Origin of the sequence: Spiroplasma endosymbiont of Amphimallon solstitiale (assembly GCF_964030965.1) — a bacterium.
In the GTDB taxonomy this organism is placed as follows: domain Bacteria; phylum Bacillota_I; class Bacilli_A; order Mycoplasmatales; family VBWQ01; genus Spiroplasma_E.
On sequence record NZ_OZ034999.1, the window covers coordinates 1,082,938 to 1,106,635 of the forward strand.

A 23,698-nucleotide genomic window follows, 5' to 3' on the forward strand; every position below is an offset into this window, starting at 1 on the left:
ACCTTATCCTTAATTTATCATCATACTTATTTTTTCTTTATTTTATTTTTTAATACTGATATTTCTTTTAATAACAATATTTGTTTTTCAATATTTTTTTCAGATTTCAATTTATCATTGATCATTTTTATTTCATAATCAATTAGTTGATTATTGATAATTTTTAAGTAATCATTAATAATTTGAGGTTTTAAATCAAACTTTTTATTTTTATACTTATCAAGAAGTTTTTCTAAAATATTTAAAAGTGAATTACCTTTAAGTTCTTCTAAAATTAAATCAAAATTAATTGCTTCTATTTGATTATTTTGATATTTTTGACTAATTAAAAAGTATAAATTCATAAAATCTTGATTTGGAAAAATAAATTTTTCTTTTTCTAAAATTAAATAAACATTTTTTGATAACATTACTAAAAAAATAAGTTGTTCTTGTGCTTCAAAAAAAATATTTTTTACTTCTATTTTAGATTTATTTTTGATACTAAAAGTTGTAGTTACTAAATTATTATCAATATTTAAAATTTGTATTAAGTCTTCAGTGGATAAATTAGTTATTTTTGCTAACATATTTAAATAAAACTTTTGAGTAATAACATCATTGATTTTTGTTCAAATTGGAACTAATGATTTTAAAAATTCATTAAGTTCATAACTATCTTTTTTAATGTTATATTTAGTTAATGATAAATTAATTGCAAATTCAAAAGGATGAATGGTTTTTTTTATTATTTCATAAAATTTTTGAGGAAATTTATTTATTAATTCATCAGGATCAAATTTAGTATCATTATTGATAATTTGTACTTTAAAATTATTTGATAATAAAACACTAGCTATTTTTAAAGATGCTATTTTTCCTGGTAAATCACCATCTAAAAAAATAATAATATTAGTAGTAATTTTTTTTAAAAGTAAAATATGTTCTTTTGTTAAATTTGTTCCCATTAAAGCAACAACATTTTTAATATTTTGATTATTTAGAGCAATAACATCCATAAAACCTTCAGTCAAATAAATAACTTCATTTTTTTTAATATAATTTTTAACATTATTAAAGTTATATAAAATTTTACTTTTCTTAAAAAAATCTGTTTCTGGACTATTAATATATTTATAACTTTTATCTTCTCTATTATAATTTCTTGCAGAAAAACCAACACAATCTCCATCTTCATCTTTAATAGCAAACATAATTCGATTTGAAAAGGTAGGAAGAAGTTGATCCTTATTATTAATTTTCATAAGTCCTAATTTTACAAATTCAATATTATCTTTATAACCTTGTGCATTAAGATAATCTATTAATTCATTATTAATAGGTGCATAACCAATATTAAAATATTTAATATTTTCAGTAGTAATATTACGATTTTGTAAATATTTCATTGCTTCTTGACCAATATCAGTTAGTAACTGATAACTAAAAAAATTCATTGCAATATTATTTAAAATTTTTAGTGGATTTTTTTTAGTTTCAACATTAAATTCAGATAAATTAATATCAAACTCTTTTAAATTTAAATTAACATTATCTGCTGCTTCTTTAAGAGCATTAATAAAATTAATATTTTTATATTTTTGTAAAAAAATAAAAACGTTTCCTTGTTCACCACAAGAAAAACATTTATAAATTTGTTTTTCTTGTGAAATTGATAATGAAGGAGTAGAGTCTTCATGGAAAGGACAGATAGCTCAAAAATTATTGCCTTTACGGATCAAATTTAAATATTTGCCCATAACTTCGACAATATTAATTTTTGCTTTAACTTCATTAATTTTTTTATTAAACTCGATATCCATATTTTTTCACACAATTCTAACAAATAATGTCTAATTTGTCATATAAATATTCTTTAAGTTGATCAACTTTAACTATAACTTGATTTGTAGTATCACGATCTCTAATTGTAACAGTACCTTTAGTTTTTGTGTCATAATCAATTGTTACACAATACATAGTACCAATACCATCTTGATAACGATAAGATTTACCAACACTTGATGATGCTTCATAAATTACTCTTAATTGTGTTTTATTTAACATTTCAAAAATTTCATATGCCTCTTTACCCAATTTTGTTTTATTTAAAGACATAACAGCTACTTGATAAGGGCAAATACTCTTATTTAATTTTAACACTAACCGTTCTTTATCGTCTTTTAAAACTTCTTTTGTAAATGCTTCACAAACTAAAGCTAATAAAAGCCTTTCAACACCAATTGAAGGTTCAATAACTGAAGGAATAACCATTCTTTTTACTGTAACATTAGGATCTTGAATTTCAAAATTTACACCAGAATTCTCACTATGTTTTGTTAAATCATAATTCCCGCGATTAGCTATACCACATAATTCACTCATACCAAAAGGAAAATTATATTCAATATCAGTAGTTGCTAATGCATAATGTGCTAGTTGATTTTGTTCATGATTTTTAAATTTTATATTTTTTGAATTCAATAAACCTACTAGAGAGAGAAATTCTTTACATTGATCAACTCAATAATTAAATCAATTGTTATCATTTTTATCCTTTGGAATAAAGAAAAATTCTAATTCCATTTGTTCAAATTCTCTAGTACGAAAAATAAAATTACCAGGAGTTATCTCATTTCTAAAACTTTTACCAATTTGACCAATACCAAATGGTACTTTTTTATTACAACTATTTCTTACATTATTAAAATTTATAAATATTCCTTGTGCAGTCTCAGGTCTTAAATAAATTTTATTTTTATCTTCTTTTAAAACACCTTGATATGTTTCAAACATTAATTGAAATTGTCTAACTTTAGTTCAATCTTCATTATTGCATTTAATACATTTAATATGATTTTGATTAATATATGTTTCTAATTTTTCATTACTTCAATTATCACAATTAATACTAGGAAAATAATGATTAATTAAATTATCAACTCGAAAGCGAGACTTACATTTTTTACAATCAATTAATGGATCACTAAAATTACTCAAATGCCCTGAAGCTTCTCAAACTTTAGATTTCATAATAATTGAACTATCTAACCCAACATTGTATGGATTTTTTTCGACAAAAAAAACTCATCAACTTTTCTTAATATTGTTTTTAAGTGCTACACCAAGCGGACCATAATCTCAACTATTAGCAAGACCTGAATAAATTTCTGATCCTTGAAAAATAAAACCATTTTCTTTTAAATGAGTAATTATTTCCTTCATTGACTTATCATTGATAATTTTATTAATCATTGCCCCTCCATTAATCATAAAAATTTTCTTAAATATCTTAAATAATACATAAAATCTCTAAAAAGAATAATCCTTTAATTTTGTAGAAAAGTAATGATACATGATAAAGTGTTATTTTTAGAGAATTTTTAAACTAAATAATGTTACTTTTAACAAATTTTTAATTAAAAATAATATTTTAAGTGTAAATTGATGAATAATTTTTGGTCATCCATACTTTTCTACATAATTAAAAGAATAATCTTGTTAATAATATGTTCATAGATAGGTTTTGTCAACCTATTATAAGTGTTATATATTATTAAAAACAATATAACAACTAATTATTAAAATATTTATGTAATTATTAATTTATTATTATATTTTTGACAGTGGTTTTCTAAAATATTAAGAATTTTATTAAGTTCTTCTTTTTCAACTTTTCATTTATTAATATCTTGATAATTTAATAAATAAAGTTGATATATTTTTTTAAACAAAACAATGTCAAAATTAATTATAGCTAATTTTAAAGAACAATTTTTACAAAAAACACCACCCAAATCATAATTAATTAAATACAAATTAGTTATTTGATTACAATTAATACAATTAGTAAAGTTAAACTGAATTCCTTGAAATATTAAACTATGAAATAAGAAAAAAACATAAACTTTTTTAAAGTTACTATTTATCATTAACTGTTCATATAAATTACCTGAATTGTAAATATAAATGGGACAGTTTTTTAAAATAATTGTATTAAATCTATTGGTCTTTTATAAGATAGTGATTTTCTGGGTGTAGAATTAATTTGAAATGCTATAGTATTTAAATCTTTTTGTTTATATGAAGATAGATCTGTAGATTTTGGTAAATATCTTCTTAAAATACCATTATTATTTTCATTTAAACCTCTTTGACAAGGTTTACCAGGATCTGCAAAATAAATCTTAACATTACAATTTTTTTCGATTAATTTTCATTTACTAAATTCTTTACCACGATCAAAAGTAATAGTTTTAACTGTTCCTTTTTGTAACTTTGAAATAAATTTTATTATACTTTTTGTAATATTTTCTGATTTATTATTTTTAGTTGCTAAAGGAATTGTGGTTTTTGATCATATATCAGCTAAAGTAATAATAGAACTTTTATGATCTTTACCAATGATAGTATCACCTTCTAAATGACCAAATTCTTCTATATTTTTAATATTAGGAATGATTAAATTTCTTTCATGAATAGACTTACAATTATTAATTCTGCCCCTAGTTTCTTTTTGTTTGTGAGGTTTATTTTTTCCTTTTCTCAATAAGTTATTTTCATCAAAACCCATTCGATTTGTTTTAAACATGTTATATAAAGTTTTTGTTGAAATACTTTTTATTTTATTTTCCTTTAAAAAATTAGCAATTATATCAAAAGCATAATTTTTAGTAATTAACAAATGATTAATAGTATTAATTTCTATTAAAGTTAAAATTATTAATTTTCTACCTGCATTTTGTTTATTTTTTTGAATTTTATTCAATATTTCTAATGGTAATAAGTTTTGATTTAATAATCTACAAACTCTATGTACAGTTGATTTACTATAATCAATGGCTTTTGCTATTTTACGAATCGAAAATCCATAACTTTTATATTCTTTTATTGCTATTATTGATTCAATAGTCAGATACTTATACATTGTGCTAATTCCTTTCTTTTCTTAATTATAGAATTAACACAATTTAATTTTTATATAAGTGTCCTTTTTAATTTTACAATTCAGGAAACAAAAAGATTTAAATACTATAGCATTTCAAATTAATTCTACACCCAGAAAATCACTATCTTATAAAAGACCAATAGATTTAATACAATTATTTTAAAAAACTGTCCCATTTATATTTACAATTCAGGAAATAATTAATAATTATCTTGTTAAAACTTTTAATCAATTGATAACTTTTTTCATTTATAAAACTATTAAAACTTTTTTTTAATTTTGTAGAAAAGTAGTGGTAAAATAAAAAAAGTCATCAACTTGACTTAAAATTTGATTTTATTAAATTTTGGGATTTATTTTTTTACAAACTGAAATATAACACATTGGATTTTTGATAAGGGGTTAATCCTTTAATTTTTTAGAAAAGTAATTATACATGATAAAGTGTTATTTTTAGAGAATTTTTACACTAAATAATGTTACTTTTAACAAATTTTTAATTAAAAATAATATTTTAAGTGTAAATTGATGAATAATTTTTGGTCATCCATACTTTTCTACATAATTAAAAGGTTAATCCGTAGTGTTGATATTTTCATTTCCATAAATTGAGGTAATTTTGAATATTGGTAAATCCAATGCCATGGTAATGAGTAATAAATTCTTTTAAACTTGATTGTATTTTACTGACATTACTTAATTTTTTATAATTTAATTCTTTATTTTCTTTTGATTTAAACTGCTGGATAGTGGATTTAGTTTGTTTAGCTACTGTATCATATAATACTTGCATATCACAAACTATAATTGAATTTTCTTCGATAAGTTTCGATGTTAAGTTTTCTTATACTCATTTTTTATTTAATCTTTTAGTATTTGTTGTTTGAGCATAGATATTTCGGTTTTCATCAATTGCCATTTGAATACAACAATTTAAATCTTTAGTATTTTCTTCAATTCATTGTTTTCTTGGATCATTTGGATCTTTAAAGTTTCCTTTATGAATTTCTTTGATAAAAGTTTCGTCAACTTCAATTCTAGCTTTTAATTTTACAAATTGATTTTGTGTTTTTACTAATTGTGTTGATTTCATAAATTTTTGACGATTAAATCAGGCAGTTTTATTTGTAGTATTAATAAATTGAGAAATAATGTAAGCAGATTGACCTAAAGTAGCTATTTGTATCAATAAATCTCATTGATCATGAGATAAATGACTTCAATAAAAATAATGATTTTTAAAAGCATGAAAAGTAATATTACAACTTTTACATTTATATCTTTGCTTATAATCTTTACTACCATATTTAGTACACAAAAAAGAACTACAATCTGGACATTGAATCCCTTTCTCTTTGAATTTTTGTTCGACTGCTTCAAATTTTTCTTTTTTCTCAATTTGTTTAATTCTAGTTTTATTTTCTCTAAAAATCTCAATAAAATCTTTATCAGACAAATTATTTAAAATTTCTTTTACTGTATTTTTATTCATTTAAAATCACCTCTTTAATATTAAAAATACCATATAAAAATATATTTTTGCTAATTTTACTAATACCACTACTTTTCTACAAAATTAAAGAAACTTTTTATTTTTTTATATGTTATATATCATAAAGTTTATGTTGTTGAATACCAAAATAATTACAAAAATCATTAAGTCAATACTCCATATATTTATGTTTTTCATTTTTCTTTCAATCAAGTTTACCAATTGAACTTAAAATTGCAAAGTTAAATAGCCTTTGAGTCATAATTCCAGCACACTCATTTGTCACTGCACGAACAATTACATTTGACTTTTTAATAAATTTATTTTCTTTTTGGTTTACTAAACTATTTGCCATAAACTAACCCCATTTAAATTATTTATCAAATATAAAATCATTATATCATATTTATATCCGTATATGTTGTAATTCATATCCGTATATGTTGTAATTCATATCCGTATATGTTGTAATTCATATCCGTATATGTTGTAATTCATATCCGTATATGTTGTAATTAATATAAATATTTCCATAATCAATAAAGATAATTTGATAGTCTATAATATATAATAAGTATTAATAATATATAATAATTAACAAAAAATTTTAAATGTTTTAATAAATCAACTATTATTAATGCATAAAATCAGAAAATAAATGCTTAATTTATTAAATTAATTCAAAATTTTGAACTTTTAATTACAACATATACGGATATAAATATTTTGACAATAATTGCTAATTTATTTTTTCATATAAATATTTTTGTAAAAACTATTATTTATAATTCAAAAATCTAGTAATTTATTGTACAATTAATTCTGTTACTGGTGTGGTCTTTTGCGAGGTGGCACTGGTAACGTTTATATTTAATTGAAAGTTTGATTTGCAATCAAAAATTAAATATGATAAAGTTAAATTATAAAAATTGAATACTAAAAATAGGTACACCTCGCAAAATTATGACCTATCTATAAAGATATATTTTTTATCTTCTTTTAAATGAAAAAGAATTTAAAAATAAACGAGTTACAACCTATTACTTTGGTTGTAATTTTTATTTTTAAAAGTACTTTTGGAAAGGAAGATTTTTTTATGAATAAAGAATATTTAAAATTTATTAAAGTAGAATTCATGCACGGAGTTGAAGAACCTTGATGCAATAATCAAGGTGTTGCAATATTACCCTATGTTGTTAAAAACAATGAATATCATTATTTATTGAGTAAAGAATACAACCCATTGTTTAAAAATAAACAGATTAGTCAGTACAGTACTATTACGGGTGGATTAGAAAATAATAAGCACTATCAAACAGTAATTAATGAAATGTTTGAAGAAACTGGTATTGATGTTACTAACAAAAAAGTAAAAATTCATTATTTAGGTAAACATTATGCAAATAAGTCAAGTACAAAATTATGATATTTTTATGGCATTGATTTAACTAAATTAGATTTAGATTTGAATGCAACATATAAAGGTACTGGTGATAATAGCATTGGTGAAAAAGAAATTAGTGCAAGATTTGTTAATGAAAAGCAATTAAACAGATCAAATGATGCTTTAAGTTTAACTACGCATAGTAAATTAACTTTAAAAAATTTGATTAGCTTTGATAATAATGCAAATCAAAAACTAGATACTATTTTGCAAATTTTAAATGATATAAAACAAGCAACAATTAAATCTAATGAAAATTCTTGAAAAGATTAGGGGGTAAAAATTATGCAATTAACTAAAAAAGAACAAGAGCTTCTATCAACTTATCAAAACTGATTAAAGAAGAATAGTTTAAGTGATAAATGTAATGCTTATTTTATTTCTAAAAATTCGATGTTGGTGTTTCAAGTGTGAGATTTTCAAAAACTTATAAGTGAAACTATTTGAATAAAAATTGATAATGAAAAATGACAATTTTATATTAAAAATTTAGATGAGAAGTTTAATAAAACTTTTTTATTAGAAGATATTTTGAAAATTGAAAAAGATTTTGTTTTAAAAACTTTTAAATAAAAAGCAAATTTGTAAACAATATGTAACAATGTATAATAATATAGTGTTTAAACAAATGTAAAGCGTTGAATTTAAGAATATGAACGGTTTTGTATTCATATTCTTAAATATCGCTAAAAACAGCAAATATGGAGTGCATTTAGGCAAATGGTATCAAGGAGAATAGTATGAATAAAAAATTAACAAATTATCAAAAAAATAAAGAACAAATTTTAATTAGAAAAAAAGAAAATTAAAAATTGTCAAGAAAAGATAAAAATCAATGAGACCGTGATTTGTGAACAAGAGTTTAAAAAGGAGTTAAAGAAAAAATGGCAGCAGAAGTATTTTTTGAACCAGAAAATGAGGAGTTTAACCTTTATATTGATAATAAAGAAGTCAAACGTGGTGGTAAATTTAAAAAAATTAAATGAAAAAATGAACAATTAGAATTATTCAAAAGATTTAAAGAAATTAAACAAAATATTTGAATTCAAATATATGATGTTTATTTAGATAAATCAGAAAATGTTATTGGTCTTGGTTTTAGAATTACTCCTGAAGCCAGTTTTTATCATGAATATCCAGACATAGATTTTGATATAAATGGTTTCATTATTGGTGATTTAGAAGAAGAATTAAAAGATATAAAAGCTAGTAGTCAAAAATGATACAAATTAGTTAATAATTTTTATAAAGTTTTAATAAATTTACAAAAAGAACAAAAAATAATTGTTAATAACAAATCAAAAATACATTAAAAGGAGAATAAAAAAAAATGAACAAAGTTATATTAATAGGCAGACTTGCTCTTGATTTAAAATTATATAAAACTCAAAGTGAAAAACCTTTTACTTTTTTTACCATTGCAGTTAATAATATTTCAAATCAAGCTGATTTTATTTCATGTGTTGCATGAAATAAAGTTGCTGAAAAAATGTGTGAATATTTAGGTAAAGGTTCTTTAATATCGTTATCAGGAAGACTGTCAGTAAGAAAAATAATAAATCAAGATAGAAAAGAACAATATATTACTGAAGTAGTTGCTGAAAATGTTACTTTTTTAGATTATCGCAAACAGGAAAATAAATTAAATAATTCTAATATTGATAATTCACTAATAGAAACTGATAAGAAAATTGATTTAGATAGCGCTTTTAAAAATGTTAATTACACTTTAAATAATTCAGAAATTGAAAATTTATATGAAAATAATGATTTGGATTTTAATGAAGAAGTTATTGTTTGAGATAATTAATTGTGTTAAATAATTATAAATTAAAGGAGAACAAATAAAATGAAAAAATTACTAACTATGCTTGCAGTTTCTACTTTGGTAGGAACAAGTGCAAGTAATTTAAAACCAGTATTTACGAATAATGTTGTAAATCATGGTTTTAAATCAAATCAATTAAATAAAAATTTAACTATGATTAATAGTCCATTTATTAATGATTTTCAAGACTTAAAAAATAAAAAAATTCAAAAAGTTATAATTGCACCAAATGGTACAATATATGCAGGAAGTAGCACAACTGGTTTATGAAAAAGTACTGATGGCGTTAATTTCAAACAAGTAAATGGTATCCCTAATAGTTATGCTATTCAAAGTATAGATATTGCTTTAAGTGGAGAAATATGAGTTGGAACAAACCAAGAATTATATTTTTCAAATGACAATGGAATTAATTTTAATTCAGTAACAAATAATAAAATAAATAATATAACTTCTATTGCAATTGCTCCAAATGGTACAGTTTATGTAGGTGTTTATGGTAATGGCTTATGAAAATTAACTAAGGGAGAGACTGATTTTGAAAAATTAACAAGTGTATCTTCTTCAATGATTTATTCTATTAATATTGATAAAAATGGAAATATTTTTTTTGGTAGTTCTTTATCATTTAAAAATACTGGTTTATGAAAAAGTACTGATGGAATAAATTTTACAAATATATATCCAAAAAATAATATAGACTCTATTGCAATTGCTCCAAATGGAACAATATATGCAAAAATTAATACTAAATTAAATAAATCAACAGATGGAGGAATTACATTTGAACAAGTAAACGGTATATCTGATGAATACTATGTAAATTCTATTGCAACTGCTCCAAATGGAACAGTTTGAGTTGGAACTGAAAAAGAAGGACAACATGGTTCTGGGTTATTATATAAAAGTACTGATGGCGTTAATTTCAAATCACTTTCTGGTATTGTTGAAACAATAAAATGTGTATATTTATCAGATGATAATATTTATTTTACTACAGGCGACTATTACACTGATGGTGGTTTATTTAAAGGTCATTTAATTAATGATTTATTAAAAATCAATAAACCTGACTATTGAGATTCTTTATTTGATGGTTTTGTTTATAAAAATGAACAAAAATTAGATTTTAAAGAACAATACTTAAAAAGTGCTATATTAGATGGAAATTCAATTACAGTTCCATCTACAGATGTAGATATAGCTAGTGGTGAACATACTTTAATTTTAACTTTGAAAGATGAATATAGACAATATCTTGATTTATTTAGTGGTGATATTACAACTGGTCAAGTTACATATAAGTTATGAGTAAAAACATCAATTGATAAAAATAAAATCAACTACAAAACCAATGTTGATGATACAGATTTATTGACTGGTTTGGTATCGGATTTAGGTAATACTATTGGTAAACCAATTATTCAAACTCGAAGTAAACAAGGTAGTAGTCACTCCGCAACTTTAAATTCTAAATTTGATGATATTTTGATTGATTACCCAAATAGTTTTTATGTACAAGGAACAGTAAATGAAACAACAAATGATTTTACTGAAGTTAAAACACATCAAACTTTTTCTAAAAATTTAAATATAAATAATGATGGTATATATCATTTACATTTAGTTGATGTTGTTGGTAATATTTATGAAAGTTATCTTGAACTTGGTGAAAGTAATTGAAAATTACAAGGAAAATTTGATGATCAGGATTTAAATGATAAATCAAACAAATTAAATGTTACAGTTGATAGTCATTCTGCAAGTCAAGAAGTTAAACAAGAAGCTAATGGTTGATTAGATAATTATAAAAATATTGCTGATAATACATTTAATAATATTGTATCAACTAAAGGTAAGGGTTTTGTAATATCAATTGATAGTGATTTAAAAGGTGATTATAAGTCATTTTTAGATCCAGTTACTTATGTAAATACACAAACATTATATGCTATAAATCAAAGTAAATTAGATAAAGTAATTAGTGATATTGCAGAACAAAAATTACAAGATGGCTTAGAAAAATTACCAAAAAATTTAAATGTTGATATTAAAAATGTAGTTAATAAATCAACATTAGATAATTATTCGGTTTGAATTAAAAACTATCAAGATTTTATTAACAAAAAGGAAGATAAATGAATAAATGAAATTGAAAAAATAGCTTCTCGTGGTTTTGCAACAACCGAACAAGAACAACAAATCAAAGATCAAGTTATTCAATTTTTAAATAACGATAATATAAAAAAATATTTAAAAAATATTGTTTGAGAAGACAATAAATTATTAAAAGCTACAAGTAATGATTATCAGCAATATATTGAATTAGATAAGTTACAAAGTGATACTATCGATTGAGTAAATACCAATATGAAAGACATAAACATAGCATATCAACAAGCTATTAAAAATGCTGAAAGTGGATTGAATTTACATGGATATAGTATTGATGAAATTTTAAATGGTAAACAAAAACCTCAAACAAAAAACGAAATTGATAATTTTGCAGCTGGTCAAAGTTATCATGACTGATTACAAAGTCAAGCAAATATTAAGTTTCGTGATTGAGGCTTATTGTTGGGATTTAGTATTGGTATTCCATTAATTTTACTTTCTTTTGTTGCAGGTATTTTTATTCGTTGACGTACAAATCCTAAATATCGTGGTTATTGAAGAGCAAGACAGTTAGATAAACAAGATAAAGTAGCTGAGATGAAAAAAATAAAAAATATTAGAAAAGAAAATAAAGGAATCAAAAAAAACCACGATGAATAGAAAACAATTAGGTTATTATGTTGAACATTTTGTTTATTTAAATCCTAAAAAAAATAAATATCCAAATTTTAATAAATATGATCTAAGTTCTTTTTTAATTATTCAAAATCAATTTAAAAAAAATAAAAAATACATTATCACTTCAAATTATGATGATATTTTTTATAATAAAAATGAATTTTTAAATGGAAAAAAATGAATATATATTCTTTTATCAAGTAAAGATATTTTTGAATATCATAAAAAAATTAGAGATGATTTTCCTTTTTGTAAACATAAAAAATTAATTAAAACATTATTAGATGATTTATTTTTTTGATTTGATAAAAATCCTAAAAAAATAATTAATGATGTATCGGAAGCAAGTTATAATATTGAATTAAGAAAAAAATTAGAAAAAATACGTTATTTTTTAGATGAACAAGATTGAAGTAATTATTTTTTTAATTTACAAAAATTAATGCATGAACAAATTATTAAATTTTTAGGGTGAAATAAAGAATTAAAATATGATTTATACAATAAAATTTTAAGAAAAAAATTAAGTATTTTCTTATGTAAAGAAAAAGTAGATAAATATTTGCAATTTATTGAATTATTAAATATTTATAGAAATACAATTTCTAAAGCAGCTCCTTTATTACGAAATATTAATCAACAAATATTAAATAATTGAAATACTTATTCAACATTTGATAAAAAAGATACTGCATTAGAACTTTACTATAGTTTAATTAAATTTATAGATGTTTGTTATTAACTGTCAATATTGAGTGAAAATTTCCCAAAAATATTTATAAAAAAATAAATTATTTTGGAAAGTTAAACTATTCAATAAACTACATAAATTCCAAATAACCCATAAAAAATTTAGTTCCTTATTTTATACAAAAACTTTTTTTATTTTAAAAAAGTAGTAAAATTTAGAAAAATAAAAAATTGCTTTGTTTTGAAAGTAAATATTTTTATATTTACTTTCAAAGGAGAACAATAAATATGAAATATTTTAATCCAAGTTATTGATTTAAGTTATGAATGCTAACTGTCCCATTTTTTCAAAATAAAAACCAAGGTATTAATGGTAAATGAATTGATAATAATGAAAAGATTAAAAATTGAGCTAGCAACAATACTAATTTACAATCAATAAACCAAGATATTAGCTTTACAAATTTAAATACTAATTATCAACGATATAATTTAAATCAACAATTACCAAATCAAAATATTGACCTTTTTTATCAAATAAAACTACAAACAAATACTCATAAACATCGTCATGAAAAACACAGAAATAGACTAAAAAGAGAGAATTTTTTTGATATAACATCAATCAAAGGAAATGAAATTACAAATGTTCCATTTTCTTTTTCTTCTCCAATTACTGTTTCATTTGTACCAATAATTTTTGAAGGAATAATAGATGATTATTATTATTGAAAAGACTTAAATTTTGATGATCCTAAAAAGAAATTTGGTGAAATATTTAAAGAAAAAATAAAAGATATGTACAATAACGGTGAAATTAAAATTAATTTTCAAATTAATTGGTCAACTGTAAATAAATTTGGTGAACTTATTTTTGATAATTTTTTGGAAATTGAAAAAACATATGCAAATAGTTCTAAACAAGAACGCATAGAAATTAATTTTGAGTATTATAATTTTAAATCAGTAAGAATAATAACAGAAGATATATTGGGTTATCCAAATAAATGTTTTGATAATTTAAAAAGAGATTTTCCAGATTGAAATAAAAATATCGAAATTAATTTAGGAAAAATTAATATTAATAAAAATTATGAATATTGATCTGGAAAAAAAGATGATAGCATTAAAACTGCAATAAAAAGAAAATATCTTTCTATTAAAAAAGAAAATATCGAAATTATAAATTGAAAAGATTATTCATATTTTGATAAATGTTTTAAATTTCAATTATTAGCAAAAAATTATGCTAGAGAACTTGATGATTGTTATTCCTATGGTTCAACAAAAACAATTTTTACTTATATAACACAAAATAAACTTAATGAAATAAACTATAATATAACAAATAACGTATTATTCCAAGATTGAATAGAAGATATAAGATATTGAAATTCTACTTTGCCACAAGCAATAAATAATGCTAAAACATTTACTCCTGAACAGCTATATAATTGAAAAAGACAAGAACGTATAAATATTCAAGGTTATGTATCAAGATGAAAAATTTTAATAAAAATAATAGATGATGAGATGAAAATTGATGAATTAAGCAAAAATTTGCAAGGATTAAAAAATGATTTTAAAATTTTAAATAAAACAGTTAATGAATTAGAAACAAGAGTTTCTAATTTGGAAAATGAATCAAATTGAAATTGTGCTAATACAGTAAATTTAGTTGGTGAATTAATTTCTTACATGCCTGTAATTGGAACTGTTGGTTCTAAACTTTCAGCAATTACTTCTGGTACTTGTGCTATTGCTGGTATATAATTCTAATTATTTTATATCTTTAAAATCAATTTTAAGGCACCAAATTTGCCACTAGACAAATGATTTAAAATTTTATATAGTTAAGTATTCACAAAAATAATCTTTTATAAAAAGAATTTTATCTAATTTTAATTTGGCATTATTGGTATCCATATCTTCAAGGATGGTTTTTATTTGGTATATAAACCTTTTTAGTTTTTATCAACTCTTTTATGATAATTGGTTTTGGTGCTATTTCTTTTAGTTCATATATTTGATAATTGTAACTAATATATAACTCATCAATAAATGATTTAAGTACAATTACATCAGTTCTAGGTTGTATGTATTGAACTTTGTTATTTTTGGCAATGTTTAGTAATCTGTGTAACTTACAAAAATAACTATGTTTAATTAATTCTAGTAAATATAATTAAATGACTAGAAAGAGTGAGTTACAGATGGCTAAAAAACAAAATATTAATAATAATGATCCAATATCAAAAGCAGTAGATTTATTATTAGAAAATACTGAAGATTTAACAACAGTTTTTAAAGAAGGGGGTTTATATAAAGAATTAACAAAACGTTTTTTTAATTATGTAGAAAAGTATGGATGACCAAAAATTATTCATCAATTTACACTTAAAATATTATTTTTAATTAAAAATTTGTTAAAAGTAACATTATTTAGTGTAAAAATTCTCTAAAAATAACACTTTATCATGTATCATTACTTTTTTACAAAATTAAAGAAACGTTTAGTTGAAAAAATGTTGAATTCTGAAATGCAAAATTATTTAGGATATGAAAAAAATCAACATAGTAATACTGAAAATGCTCGTAATGGTACAAGTTCAAAAAAATTAATAACTCAACAAGGTAAAATTGAGATTGATGTACCAAGAGATCGCAATAGTGATTTTACTCCTGTAATAGTTGCAAAAAGACAGCGAAGATTTGATGGTTTTGATCAACAAGTGCTTTCACTATATGCAAAAGGTATGACTCTATCTGACATTAGAATGCAGTTACAAGAGTTATATCATGGTGCTGATATTAGTGAAAGTGTTATTAGTCAAATTACTGATGATGTTATTGATGATGTCAAAGCATGACAAAATCGACCATTAGATAGCGTTTATCCGATTGTTTATTTTGATTGTATAGTAGTTAAAGTTCGACAAGATAAACGGATTATTAATAAATCAGTTTATATAGCATTAGGAGTTGATTTAGAAGGTAAAAAAGATGTTTTAGGCTTATGAATTAGTGAAAATGAAGGTGCTAAATTTTGATTAGCTAATTTCACAGAAATGAAAAATCGAGGCTTAAATGATATTTTGATTGCTTGTAGTGATAATTTAACAGGCATGTCAGAAGCAATACAAGCAGTTTATCCTAAAACAGAACATCAATTATGCATTGTTCATCAAATTCGAAATAGTTTAAAATATGTTTCATACAAACATCGAAAAACTCTAGTTACAGATTTAAAACCAATTTATAGTGCATGTAGTGAAGAACAAGCAATGCAAGCTTTAGAATCATTTGAAAGTAAATGAAATAAACAATATCCCCAAATTGCTAAATCTTGATATAAAAATTGAGAAAATTTGATGATTTTTATTAGTTATCCTGCAGAAATCAAAAGAGTAATTTATACAACAAATGCTATTGAATCTGTTAATAGTCAATTACGAAAAGTTATTAGAAACAAAAAAGCTTTTCCTAATGATATGTCAGTTTTTAAAATATTTTATTTAGCAATTGAAAATATAACAAAAAAATGAACATTGCCTATTCAAAATTGAAATACAGCAATTGCTCATTTTATGATAAAATTTGAAGACAGAATTAATCTGAACTAGTAACTTTGTAAAACAAAGAAACACAGATTTCTAAAAAGCCTCAATTTAATTAAATAATAAAGTTCTAATCGCTATTTTCAGAAAATAGCGATTTTTTATTATTTTTTACACATTTTTCGTTTTAAAAATATATACTTTTTCTTGGATATTTTAAAAGTAGAAAAAAGTATTCAAAAATAATCAAAGGAGAATATAAATATGTGAAGATCATGTAATGAACTAAGTCAAGCAGATAAAGATAAACATGACAAAGAAGCTAAAGAAACAAATAAAGCTTGAGGAGAAAAAAACGAACGTGAAAGAAGAGAAAGAGTTGCTAAATCTTTTGAATCTGAAAAAGCTAATAAACAATCAACTTCAAAAGGACCAAAAATATAGTAAATCTCAAAAAATGTAAATCTTAAATACTTTAAAACTACTCAATTGAGTAGTTTTATTTTTTCTTGTAGAATTTTAATGAAAATATTTAACGTAAATAAGTGTTAAAATATAAAATAAAAGTGTTATAATAAAATTGTTCTTATTTTTTATAGAACAAAATAATTTTAAAAAATGAATATAAAATTTAAATATAAACACAAATTTCAAATAACCTTTAAAACTTTTAGTTCCTTATTTTATACAGGAACTTTTTTTGTATAATTTATTTATATAAAATTAATACATGTTTTTAACTCACTACTTTAATTTTAAAGTAATTGAGTTTTTATTTTGAAAGGAAAGTTTAGATGAAAGATAAAAAGAAAGATTTACAAGAAGAAATTGAAATTTTTGAAAATGAAATTATAAAATTAGATGAAAAAATAAAAAACATAGTTTTAGAAATAGAACCACTACATAAAGAATTAGAATTAAATTTAAATAAAAAATCAGCTATCAAAAAATACACTTTTTTAAATGTAATTAGTTTTGGATTATTTAATTTTTTAAAAAAGAAAAAATTAAATCACAAAATTAAAGACAATAATACAAAAATTAAATATTTGATGCGCGAAATTAGTCATTTTGATGACAAAAAATCACAAATAAAAACTAAAATAATCGAAAAATATAAAAAAATAGTAAACATAATTTTTGAAAAGAATATGAAAGAGAATTCTATTAAAAATGATAATAACCAAAAACAAAGAAGTAATTCAATTTAAAAATTGGAGGTAATGTTTAATAAATATTACCATAAACTGCTCAAATGGAGCAGTTTATTTTTCTTCTTCAAATTTAACTGTCATATTTTTATCATCAAAAATTGGTTCAATTTTTTTATTCGAATTATCTGATACATCATGATTATCTATTTTTTTAGTATCAACATTTAAATTTTGTGGTTTTTTATTTAATTCTTTTTCATTTTTTAAATAATATTTTTTAACCACATCAAAAAGTTCATTATTTAAATTTCCCTCTTTGTACCTTTTTTTAAACTTATAAAAATATTTATAACGTTTATCTAAAACTATTGATTTAATTTGATTAAAAAGAGCAAAAGAGTTTTTGCTAGAAAATTTATAATTTTTCTTACCTATTTTTATTAAATTATCACTTACAATATCATTTATTTTAAACTTAAATTTTTTTCTTTTATAAACAGAAAAAACTAATAATAAAAACAAAATTAATAACACAATAATTATAGACAATCCTATTATTACTCAATACTCTACTGATAACTCTAATCATTTAACTAGAAAATTCATTCTTTAAATCCTTTATTTTTTGCTAGTTTTAGCAAGCAAATATCGTTCTTTATCCGCATTAGCTAGCGCTTGATATTTTTCTTTTTCAGTTATATCTAATTCAATTCATTTTTCATAAATTTTTTTAACTAATTCTTGCGGTTTTAAATTTGGGTATTTTGTTTTAAAGTCTGATCTTTGTTCTATAAGAAAAAAGAAATAAGCATTTATTGGTGGTTTCGGAGCATTAGGATTTTTTATTTTTTTAGTTCTTTTAATTTTCTGATTTTTCTCTGCTTTTGACATATAAATAAACCCCCTAAGTTTTCTTAATATAATTTTACATGATTTAAAAATTAATTTTGCACATATTGGTTTTTAATAAAGAAATCTATCCATGATTACTATTTTTAGATTTAAGATTTTTCAATAAAAAAATTTCATTTTTAAGTTGTTTATTTTCTTGCTGTAATTGGCTTATATTTAATTCTTCATCAAAAATTTCTTTATATTGCATTTCAATAATTTTCTTAAAGAAAACACTGTTAGTGTCAAGAGACACTATTCCCCCACGTTCAAATCATAAACTTTTAATTAAATTAAAAGGAATAGTAACATGATATATAGGTCGAATATAACCAATTTTATTATTTACAGTAATTTTATAATAATCATCTTTATTTGGTTGAGTTGATAATAATTGCACTTTTACATGACTTGGATAAGATTTAATTACTATTGCTGGACGATACTTTTGCTTACCAGTTTCTTTATTAATATCATTAGGAATTTGAACTTTAATGCCAGTTCCTTTTTGCAATTTTCATCAGTATTTTTGTTGCATAATTTGACTTTCTTTCTAAAGTAATGAATAAAGTTATGTTTGACAACCTTTTTAATGTAGTATATAATATTATTGTTAGTACAGGTAATGCTGTGCAAGAGGGTATAGCCCCCGAGTCGCTTAATCATTTTTGGTTAAGTGTTTTTTTTATTTTTAACTACTAAATTATTTCTGCAATAAGTTCTTCATATGCTTGTTTTTGACGTCAATAAGTAGGGTTAGTTCAAATTGTATCAAGTTTAACAGTATTTTTTGCAAAAGTGTCAGAATGTTTAATTTGTGATTTTAATAATAGTTTTTCTAAACTATCATCTTGTAATCATTTAAAAATAGTAGCACTTACATCATTATTTTTAACATTATTTAACAAAATTTTAATTGGTGGTATATCCTTGTTAATGATACGACAAGCCATATTTAAAGTATTTTTTAAATCTAATAATCCTTTATAACAACCACCATCATCAGTTAAAGGAACTATAATTAAATCAGAAAGTGTTAAAAAATTTAATGCTAATTCTTGCATAGTTGGTGGATAATCAATTAAAACATAATCATAACTATCGAATATTTCTTTATTATTTTGATAAATAACTTCTGCTAATAAAAGTTGTTCTTTTTCATTTGGATAGTTAAGATTTATTAAAGATGAAGTTTTATTTAAGTTTTCTCCCCCAACAATAATATTAATATTTTCATATTTTGTTTTTTGCACTATTTGATTTAAAAATATCATTGTTGGTTCTGTTAAAATTGTTTTTAAGGTTTTATTTTTATTATATTCTGGTTTGCTAAAATTTAAAGTAAGTGTAGCTTGTGGGTCTAAATCAATAAGTAACACTTTTTTATTTTCTAAGGCAAGTTTATAAGCGATATTTTTACAAAGAGTAGTTTTTCCAACTCCACCTTTTTTTACTGCAAATGAAATCATTTTCATAACTATTCACTCTCACTTTCATCAATAATCTTTCCATATCTTTCTTCTAAAATTTCATTCATTAAAGTTGTTAATAACCATTTTTTATTTTGTGCTTCTTCTCTGAATTTTTTAACTAATATAGAATCACATTTCATTCTTGGCATAAATTCTTCATTTTTAATTTTTTTAAAGTCAGAAGTTTTATTGAAAGAAGCAGAATTAGTAATTAATTCTTTAACTCCTTTTGTGTTAATAATTTTTGCTTCATTTTTTTTAGAAATATTTGGCATTTTATCTTTCTCCCTTTTTATATAATTAAACTTTATGTACTTTTTATACTTTAAATACTATAATATAATTTAATTAAATTAATTTTATATAAAGTACCTACATACTTTAAAAAGTATTACTAATAATTATTATATACTAATTTATTTTTTATCATTAAAATAGTATAAATAACTTATTTTAATAATTTATACTATTTATACTTTAAATACTATAATATAATTTAATTAAATTAATTTTATATAAAGTACCTACATACTTTAAAAAGTATGTAGGTACTAAAAGTTATTTTACAAAATTTAATAAAATAATTTTCAAAAAATATTAGCTGAATTATACTTGTAAGTGCAAGTAAATAAAATTGCAAAAAATTCCTTTAATTTTGTAGAAAAGTAATGATACATGATAAAGTGTTATTTTTAGAGAATTTTTACACTAAATAATGTTATTTTTAACAAATTTTTAATTAAAAATAATATTTTAAGTGTAAATTGATGAATAATTTTTGGTCATCCATACTTTTCTACATAATTAAAAAAAAATTCTCATATAAAAATTTCATAATGCTAAATTTAGTTTAGAAAAAAGTAAGGAGTTTTTATATGAGTTATAAACATCTTGGCATAGATGAAAGAATTTATATTGAGAATCAATTGAAATTTAAAGTTAAAATTAGTGAAATAGCTAAAAATCTTAACAGAAGTATTAGTACTATTATTCGAGAAATTAATAGAAATAAAGATAATAGTCATTATTTTTCATTAATTGCACAAAATAAAGCTGAAAATCGAAAACAATCACATATTATTTTTCATAAGTTTAAAAATAAAGATTTAGTAAAATATGTAGCACAGAAATTACTATTAGGTTGATCACCTGAACAAATTTATGGCAGAATTAAAAATTTTCATAAACAATGAGCAATTAGTTTTAAAACAATTTACAATTGAATTTATTTTGGATTACTTGAAAAAATTACTATTAAAAATTTAAGAAGAAAAGGTAAAAAACGAAGATCTCAAGAAAATCGTGGCAAATTCAATGGTAAAACAATTAAAGAACGAAATATCAATGTTAATGATCGCATAACTATTGGTCATTGAGAAGGAGATACTATAGTATCATCAAGAGGCAAAAGTAAAAAATGTTTAATAACTTTAGTTGAAAGAGTATCACGATTTACTTTAGCAATATTAGTTAAAAACAGAACTACTAAAGTTATTAATAAAAATATTAACCATTATTTATCAATTCTTCCCAAAAACATTGTTAAAACTATAACATTTGATCGTGGTAAAGAATTTTCAAATTGACAACAACTTGAAAAAAATTTAGATGTGAAAATTTATTTTGCAAATCCATATTCACCTTGACAAAGAGGTACTAATGAAAATACTAATGGTTTAATTAGAGAAAAATTTCCCAAAAAATTTAATTTTTCGGCAATGTTTAGTAATCTGTGTAACTTACAAAAATAACTATGTTTAATTAATTCTAGTAAATATAATTAAATGACTAGAAAGAGTGAGTTACAGATGGCTAAAAAACAAAATATTAATAATAATGATCCAATATCAAAAGCAGTAGATTTATTATTAGAAAATACTGGAGATTTAACAACAGTTTTTAAAGAAGGGGGTTTATATAAAGAATTAACAAAACGTTTAGTTGAAAAAATGTTGAATTCTGAAATGCAAAATTATTTAGGATATGAAAAAAATCAACATAGTAATACTGAAAATGCTCGTAATGGTACAAGTTCAAAAAAATTAATAACTCAACAAGGTAAAATTGAGATTGATGTACCAAGAGATCGCAATAGTGATTTTACTCTTGTAATAGTTGCAAAAAGACAGCGAAGATTTGATGGTTTTGATCAACAAGTGCTTTCACTATATGCAAAAGGTATGACTCTATCTGACATTAGAATGCAGTTACAAGAGTTATATCATGGTGCTGATATTAGTGAAAGTGTTATTAGTCAAATTACTGATGATGTTATTGATGATGTCAAAGCATGACAAAATCGACCATTAGAAAGCGTTTATCCGATTGTTTATTTTGATTGTATAGTAGTTAAAGTTCGACAAGATAAACGGATTATTAATAAATCAGTTTATATAGCATTAGGAGTTGATTTAGAAGGTAAAAAAGATGTTTTAGGCTTATGAATTAGTGAAAATGAAGGTGCTAAATTTTGATTAGCTAATTTCACAGAAATGAAAAATCGAGGCTTAAATGATATTTTGATTGCTTGTAGTGATAATTTAACAGGCATGTCAGAAGCAATACAAGCAGTTTATCCTAAAACAGAACATCAATTATGCATTGTTCATCAAATTCGAAATAGTTTAAAATATGTTTCATACAAACATCGAAAAACTCTAGTTACAGATTTAAAACCAATTTATAGTGCATGTAGTGAAGAACAAGCAATGCAAGCTTTAGAATCATTTGAAAGTAAATGAAATAAACAATATCCCCAAATTGCCAAATCTTGATATAAAAATTGAGAAAATTTGATGATTTTTATTAGTTATCCTGCAGAAATCAAAAGAGTAATTTATACAACAAATGCTATTGAATCTGTTAATAGTCAATTACGAAAAGTTATTAGAAACAAAAAAGCTTTTCCTAATGATATGTCAGTTTTTAAAATATTTTATTTAGCAATTGAAAATATAACAAAAAAATGAACATTGCCTATTCAAAATTGAAATACAGCAATTGCTCATTTTATGATAAAATTTGAAGACAGAATTAATTGTACAATAAATTACTAGATTTTTGAATTATAAATAATAGTTTTTACAAAAATATTTATATGAAAAAATAAATTAGCAATTATTGTCAAAATATTTATATCCGTATATGTTGTAATTAAAAGTTCAAAATTTTGAATTAATTTAATAAATTAAGCATTTATTTTCTGATTTTATACATTAATAATAGTTTATTTATTAAAACATTTAAAATTTTTTGTTAATTATTATATATTATTAATACTTATTATATATTATAGACTATCAACTTATCTTTATTGATTATGGAAATATTTATATGAATTACAACATATACGGATATGAATTACAACATATACGGATATAAATATGATATAATGATTTTATATTTGATAAATAATTTAAATGGGGTTAGTTTATAGCAAATAGTTTAGTA

At 21.9% G+C, this 23,698-nt stretch carries 24 protein-coding genes and 3 pseudogenes; 14 read left to right on the forward strand and 13 right to left on the reverse strand.

Features of this window, described 5'->3' with window-relative positions; all coding sequences use genetic code 4:
* Positions 1 to 26: 26 nt before the first annotated feature.
* The 4 genes from dnaG to AAHH39_RS06740 all read right to left on the reverse strand — a co-directional run bounded on the left by dnaG (position 27) and on the right by AAHH39_RS06740 (position 4,906).
* Positions 27 to 1,802: a DNA primase gene (gene dnaG, locus AAHH39_RS06725; RefSeq protein WP_342217473.1), complete on the reverse strand. Its 1,776-nt coding sequence runs from the start codon at positions 1,800 to 1,802 to the stop codon at positions 27 to 29.
* Between the two features lie 16 nt (positions 1,803 to 1,818).
* Positions 1,819 to 3,234, reverse strand: a complete 1,416-nt coding sequence (locus AAHH39_RS06730; RefSeq protein WP_342217474.1) for a glycine--tRNA ligase — start codon at positions 3,232 to 3,234, stop codon at positions 1,819 to 1,821.
* Positions 3,235 to 3,569: 335 nt separating this feature from the next.
* On the reverse strand, positions 3,570 to 3,713 hold the full coding sequence (locus tag AAHH39_RS06735) for a hypothetical protein (RefSeq protein WP_338979228.1): 144 nt from the start codon (positions 3,711 to 3,713) through the stop codon (positions 3,570 to 3,572).
* Positions 3,714 to 3,961: 248 nt separating this feature from the next.
* The gene (locus tag AAHH39_RS06740) at positions 3,962 to 4,906 is read right to left on the reverse strand and encodes an IS30 family transposase (RefSeq protein ID WP_342217475.1); all 945 of its coding nucleotides are present in this window, start codon (positions 4,904 to 4,906) and stop codon (positions 3,962 to 3,964) included.
* Between the two features lie 85 nt (positions 4,907 to 4,991).
* On the opposite strand from AAHH39_RS06740, the pseudogene AAHH39_RS06745 reads away from it, so the two are divergent.
* Positions 4,992 to 5,090 (forward strand): annotated as a pseudogene (locus AAHH39_RS06745) (IS30 family transposase); the annotation flags it as partial.
* 402 nt (positions 5,091 to 5,492) lie between these two features.
* On the opposite strand, the gene AAHH39_RS06750 reads toward AAHH39_RS06745, so the two are convergent.
* From AAHH39_RS06750 to AAHH39_RS06760, 3 genes are all read right to left on the reverse strand, one after another.
* Positions 5,493 to 5,720 carry a hypothetical protein gene (locus AAHH39_RS06750; protein ID WP_342217477.1) on the reverse strand — a complete coding sequence of 76 codons (228 nt, stop codon included), beginning with the start codon at positions 5,718 to 5,720 and terminating at the stop codon, positions 5,493 to 5,495.
* A gap of 51 nt (positions 5,721 to 5,771) precedes the next feature.
* Complete coding sequence (locus AAHH39_RS06755; protein ID WP_342217478.1) at positions 5,772 to 6,419, reverse strand: transposase-like zinc-binding domain-containing protein; 648 nt, start codon at positions 6,417 to 6,419, stop codon at positions 5,772 to 5,774.
* Positions 6,420 to 6,531: 112 nt separating this feature from the next.
* Positions 6,532 to 6,774, reverse strand: a complete 243-nt coding sequence (locus tag AAHH39_RS06760; RefSeq protein WP_342217479.1) for a hypothetical protein — start codon at positions 6,772 to 6,774, stop codon at positions 6,532 to 6,534.
* Positions 6,775 to 7,515: 741 nt separating this feature from the next.
* On the opposite strand from AAHH39_RS06760, the gene AAHH39_RS06765 reads away from it, so the two are divergent.
* From AAHH39_RS06765 to AAHH39_RS06795, 7 genes are all read left to right on the forward strand, one after another.
* Positions 7,516 to 8,136, forward strand: coding sequence for a hypothetical protein (locus tag AAHH39_RS06765; RefSeq protein ID WP_342217480.1), 621 nt, complete (start codon positions 7,516 to 7,518; stop codon positions 8,134 to 8,136).
* 12 nt (positions 8,137 to 8,148) lie between these two features.
* The gene (locus AAHH39_RS06770) at positions 8,149 to 8,436 is read left to right on the forward strand and encodes a hypothetical protein (RefSeq protein WP_342217481.1); all 288 of its coding nucleotides are present in this window, start codon (positions 8,149 to 8,151) and stop codon (positions 8,434 to 8,436) included.
* A 311-nt stretch (positions 8,437 to 8,747) separates the two neighbouring features.
* Complete coding sequence (locus tag AAHH39_RS06775) at positions 8,748 to 9,176, forward strand: hypothetical protein (protein WP_342217482.1); 429 nt, start codon at positions 8,748 to 8,750, stop codon at positions 9,174 to 9,176.
* Between the two features lie 17 nt (positions 9,177 to 9,193).
* A complete protein-coding gene (locus tag AAHH39_RS06780) occupies positions 9,194 to 9,673 on the forward strand; it encodes a single-stranded DNA-binding protein (RefSeq protein WP_342217483.1) in 480 nt (159 codons plus the stop codon).
* A gap of 39 nt (positions 9,674 to 9,712) precedes the next feature.
* Entirely contained in the window at positions 9,713 to 12,466 is a 2,754-nt protein-coding gene (locus AAHH39_RS06785) for a hypothetical protein (RefSeq protein WP_342217484.1), read from the forward strand.
* Entirely contained in the window at positions 12,459 to 13,226 is a 768-nt protein-coding gene (locus AAHH39_RS06790) for a hypothetical protein (protein WP_342217485.1), read from the forward strand. The genes AAHH39_RS06785 and AAHH39_RS06790 overlap by 8 nt, the downstream gene beginning before the upstream one ends.
* A gap of 236 nt (positions 13,227 to 13,462) precedes the next feature.
* The gene (locus AAHH39_RS06795) at positions 13,463 to 14,947 is read left to right on the forward strand and encodes a hypothetical protein (protein WP_342217486.1); all 1,485 of its coding nucleotides are present in this window, start codon (positions 13,463 to 13,465) and stop codon (positions 14,945 to 14,947) included.
* 139 nt (positions 14,948 to 15,086) lie between these two features.
* Here AAHH39_RS06795 and AAHH39_RS13375 read toward each other — a convergent pair.
* Positions 15,087 to 15,293 (reverse strand): annotated as a pseudogene (locus AAHH39_RS13375) (ISNCY family transposase); the annotation flags it as partial.
* A gap of 70 nt (positions 15,294 to 15,363) precedes the next feature.
* Here AAHH39_RS13375 and AAHH39_RS06800 point away from each other — a divergent pair.
* From AAHH39_RS06800 to AAHH39_RS06815, 4 genes and pseudogenes are all read left to right on the forward strand, one after another.
* Complete coding sequence (locus AAHH39_RS06800; RefSeq protein ID WP_342217487.1) at positions 15,364 to 15,636, forward strand: hypothetical protein; 273 nt, start codon at positions 15,364 to 15,366, stop codon at positions 15,634 to 15,636.
* A 36-nt stretch (positions 15,637 to 15,672) separates the two neighbouring features.
* A pseudogene (locus AAHH39_RS06805) lies at positions 15,673 to 16,797 on the forward strand (IS256 family transposase); the annotation flags it as partial.
* 198 nt (positions 16,798 to 16,995) lie between these two features.
* Entirely contained in the window at positions 16,996 to 17,175 is a 180-nt protein-coding gene (locus AAHH39_RS06810; RefSeq protein ID WP_342217489.1) for a hypothetical protein, read from the forward strand.
* Between the two features lie 350 nt (positions 17,176 to 17,525).
* Positions 17,526 to 17,942: a hypothetical protein gene (locus AAHH39_RS06815; protein ID WP_342217490.1), complete on the forward strand. Its 417-nt coding sequence runs from the start codon at positions 17,526 to 17,528 to the stop codon at positions 17,940 to 17,942.
* A 54-nt stretch (positions 17,943 to 17,996) separates the two neighbouring features.
* On the opposite strand, the gene AAHH39_RS06820 is transcribed toward AAHH39_RS06815, so the two are convergent.
* From AAHH39_RS06820 to AAHH39_RS06840, 5 genes are all read right to left on the reverse strand, one after another.
* Positions 17,997 to 18,491: a hypothetical protein gene (locus AAHH39_RS06820; protein ID WP_342217491.1), complete on the reverse strand. Its 495-nt coding sequence runs from the start codon at positions 18,489 to 18,491 to the stop codon at positions 17,997 to 17,999.
* 12 nt (positions 18,492 to 18,503) lie between these two features.
* Positions 18,504 to 18,776: a hypothetical protein gene (locus AAHH39_RS06825; RefSeq protein ID WP_342217492.1), complete on the reverse strand. Its 273-nt coding sequence runs from the start codon at positions 18,774 to 18,776 to the stop codon at positions 18,504 to 18,506.
* Between the two features lie 85 nt (positions 18,777 to 18,861).
* On the reverse strand, positions 18,862 to 19,314 hold the full coding sequence (locus AAHH39_RS06830) for a hypothetical protein (protein ID WP_342217493.1): 453 nt from the start codon (positions 19,312 to 19,314) through the stop codon (positions 18,862 to 18,864).
* A 160-nt stretch (positions 19,315 to 19,474) separates the two neighbouring features.
* Positions 19,475 to 20,251 carry a ParA family protein gene (locus AAHH39_RS06835; protein WP_342217494.1) on the reverse strand — a complete coding sequence of 259 codons (777 nt, stop codon included), beginning with the start codon at positions 20,249 to 20,251 and terminating at the stop codon, positions 19,475 to 19,477.
* A 2-nt stretch (positions 20,252 to 20,253) separates the two neighbouring features.
* Positions 20,254 to 20,523: a hypothetical protein gene (locus tag AAHH39_RS06840; RefSeq protein ID WP_252320839.1), complete on the reverse strand. Its 270-nt coding sequence runs from the start codon at positions 20,521 to 20,523 to the stop codon at positions 20,254 to 20,256.
* 600 nt (positions 20,524 to 21,123) lie between these two features.
* Between AAHH39_RS06840 and AAHH39_RS06845 the strand changes: the two genes are divergently transcribed.
* The gene (locus tag AAHH39_RS06845; protein ID WP_342217495.1) at positions 21,124 to 21,999 is read left to right on the forward strand and encodes an IS30 family transposase; all 876 of its coding nucleotides are present in this window, start codon (positions 21,124 to 21,126) and stop codon (positions 21,997 to 21,999) included.
* 57 nt (positions 22,000 to 22,056) lie between these two features.
* Entirely contained in the window at positions 22,057 to 23,304 is a 1,248-nt protein-coding gene (locus AAHH39_RS06850) for an IS256 family transposase (protein ID WP_342219333.1), read from the forward strand.
* The last annotated feature ends 394 nt before the right edge of the window (positions 23,305 to 23,698 follow it).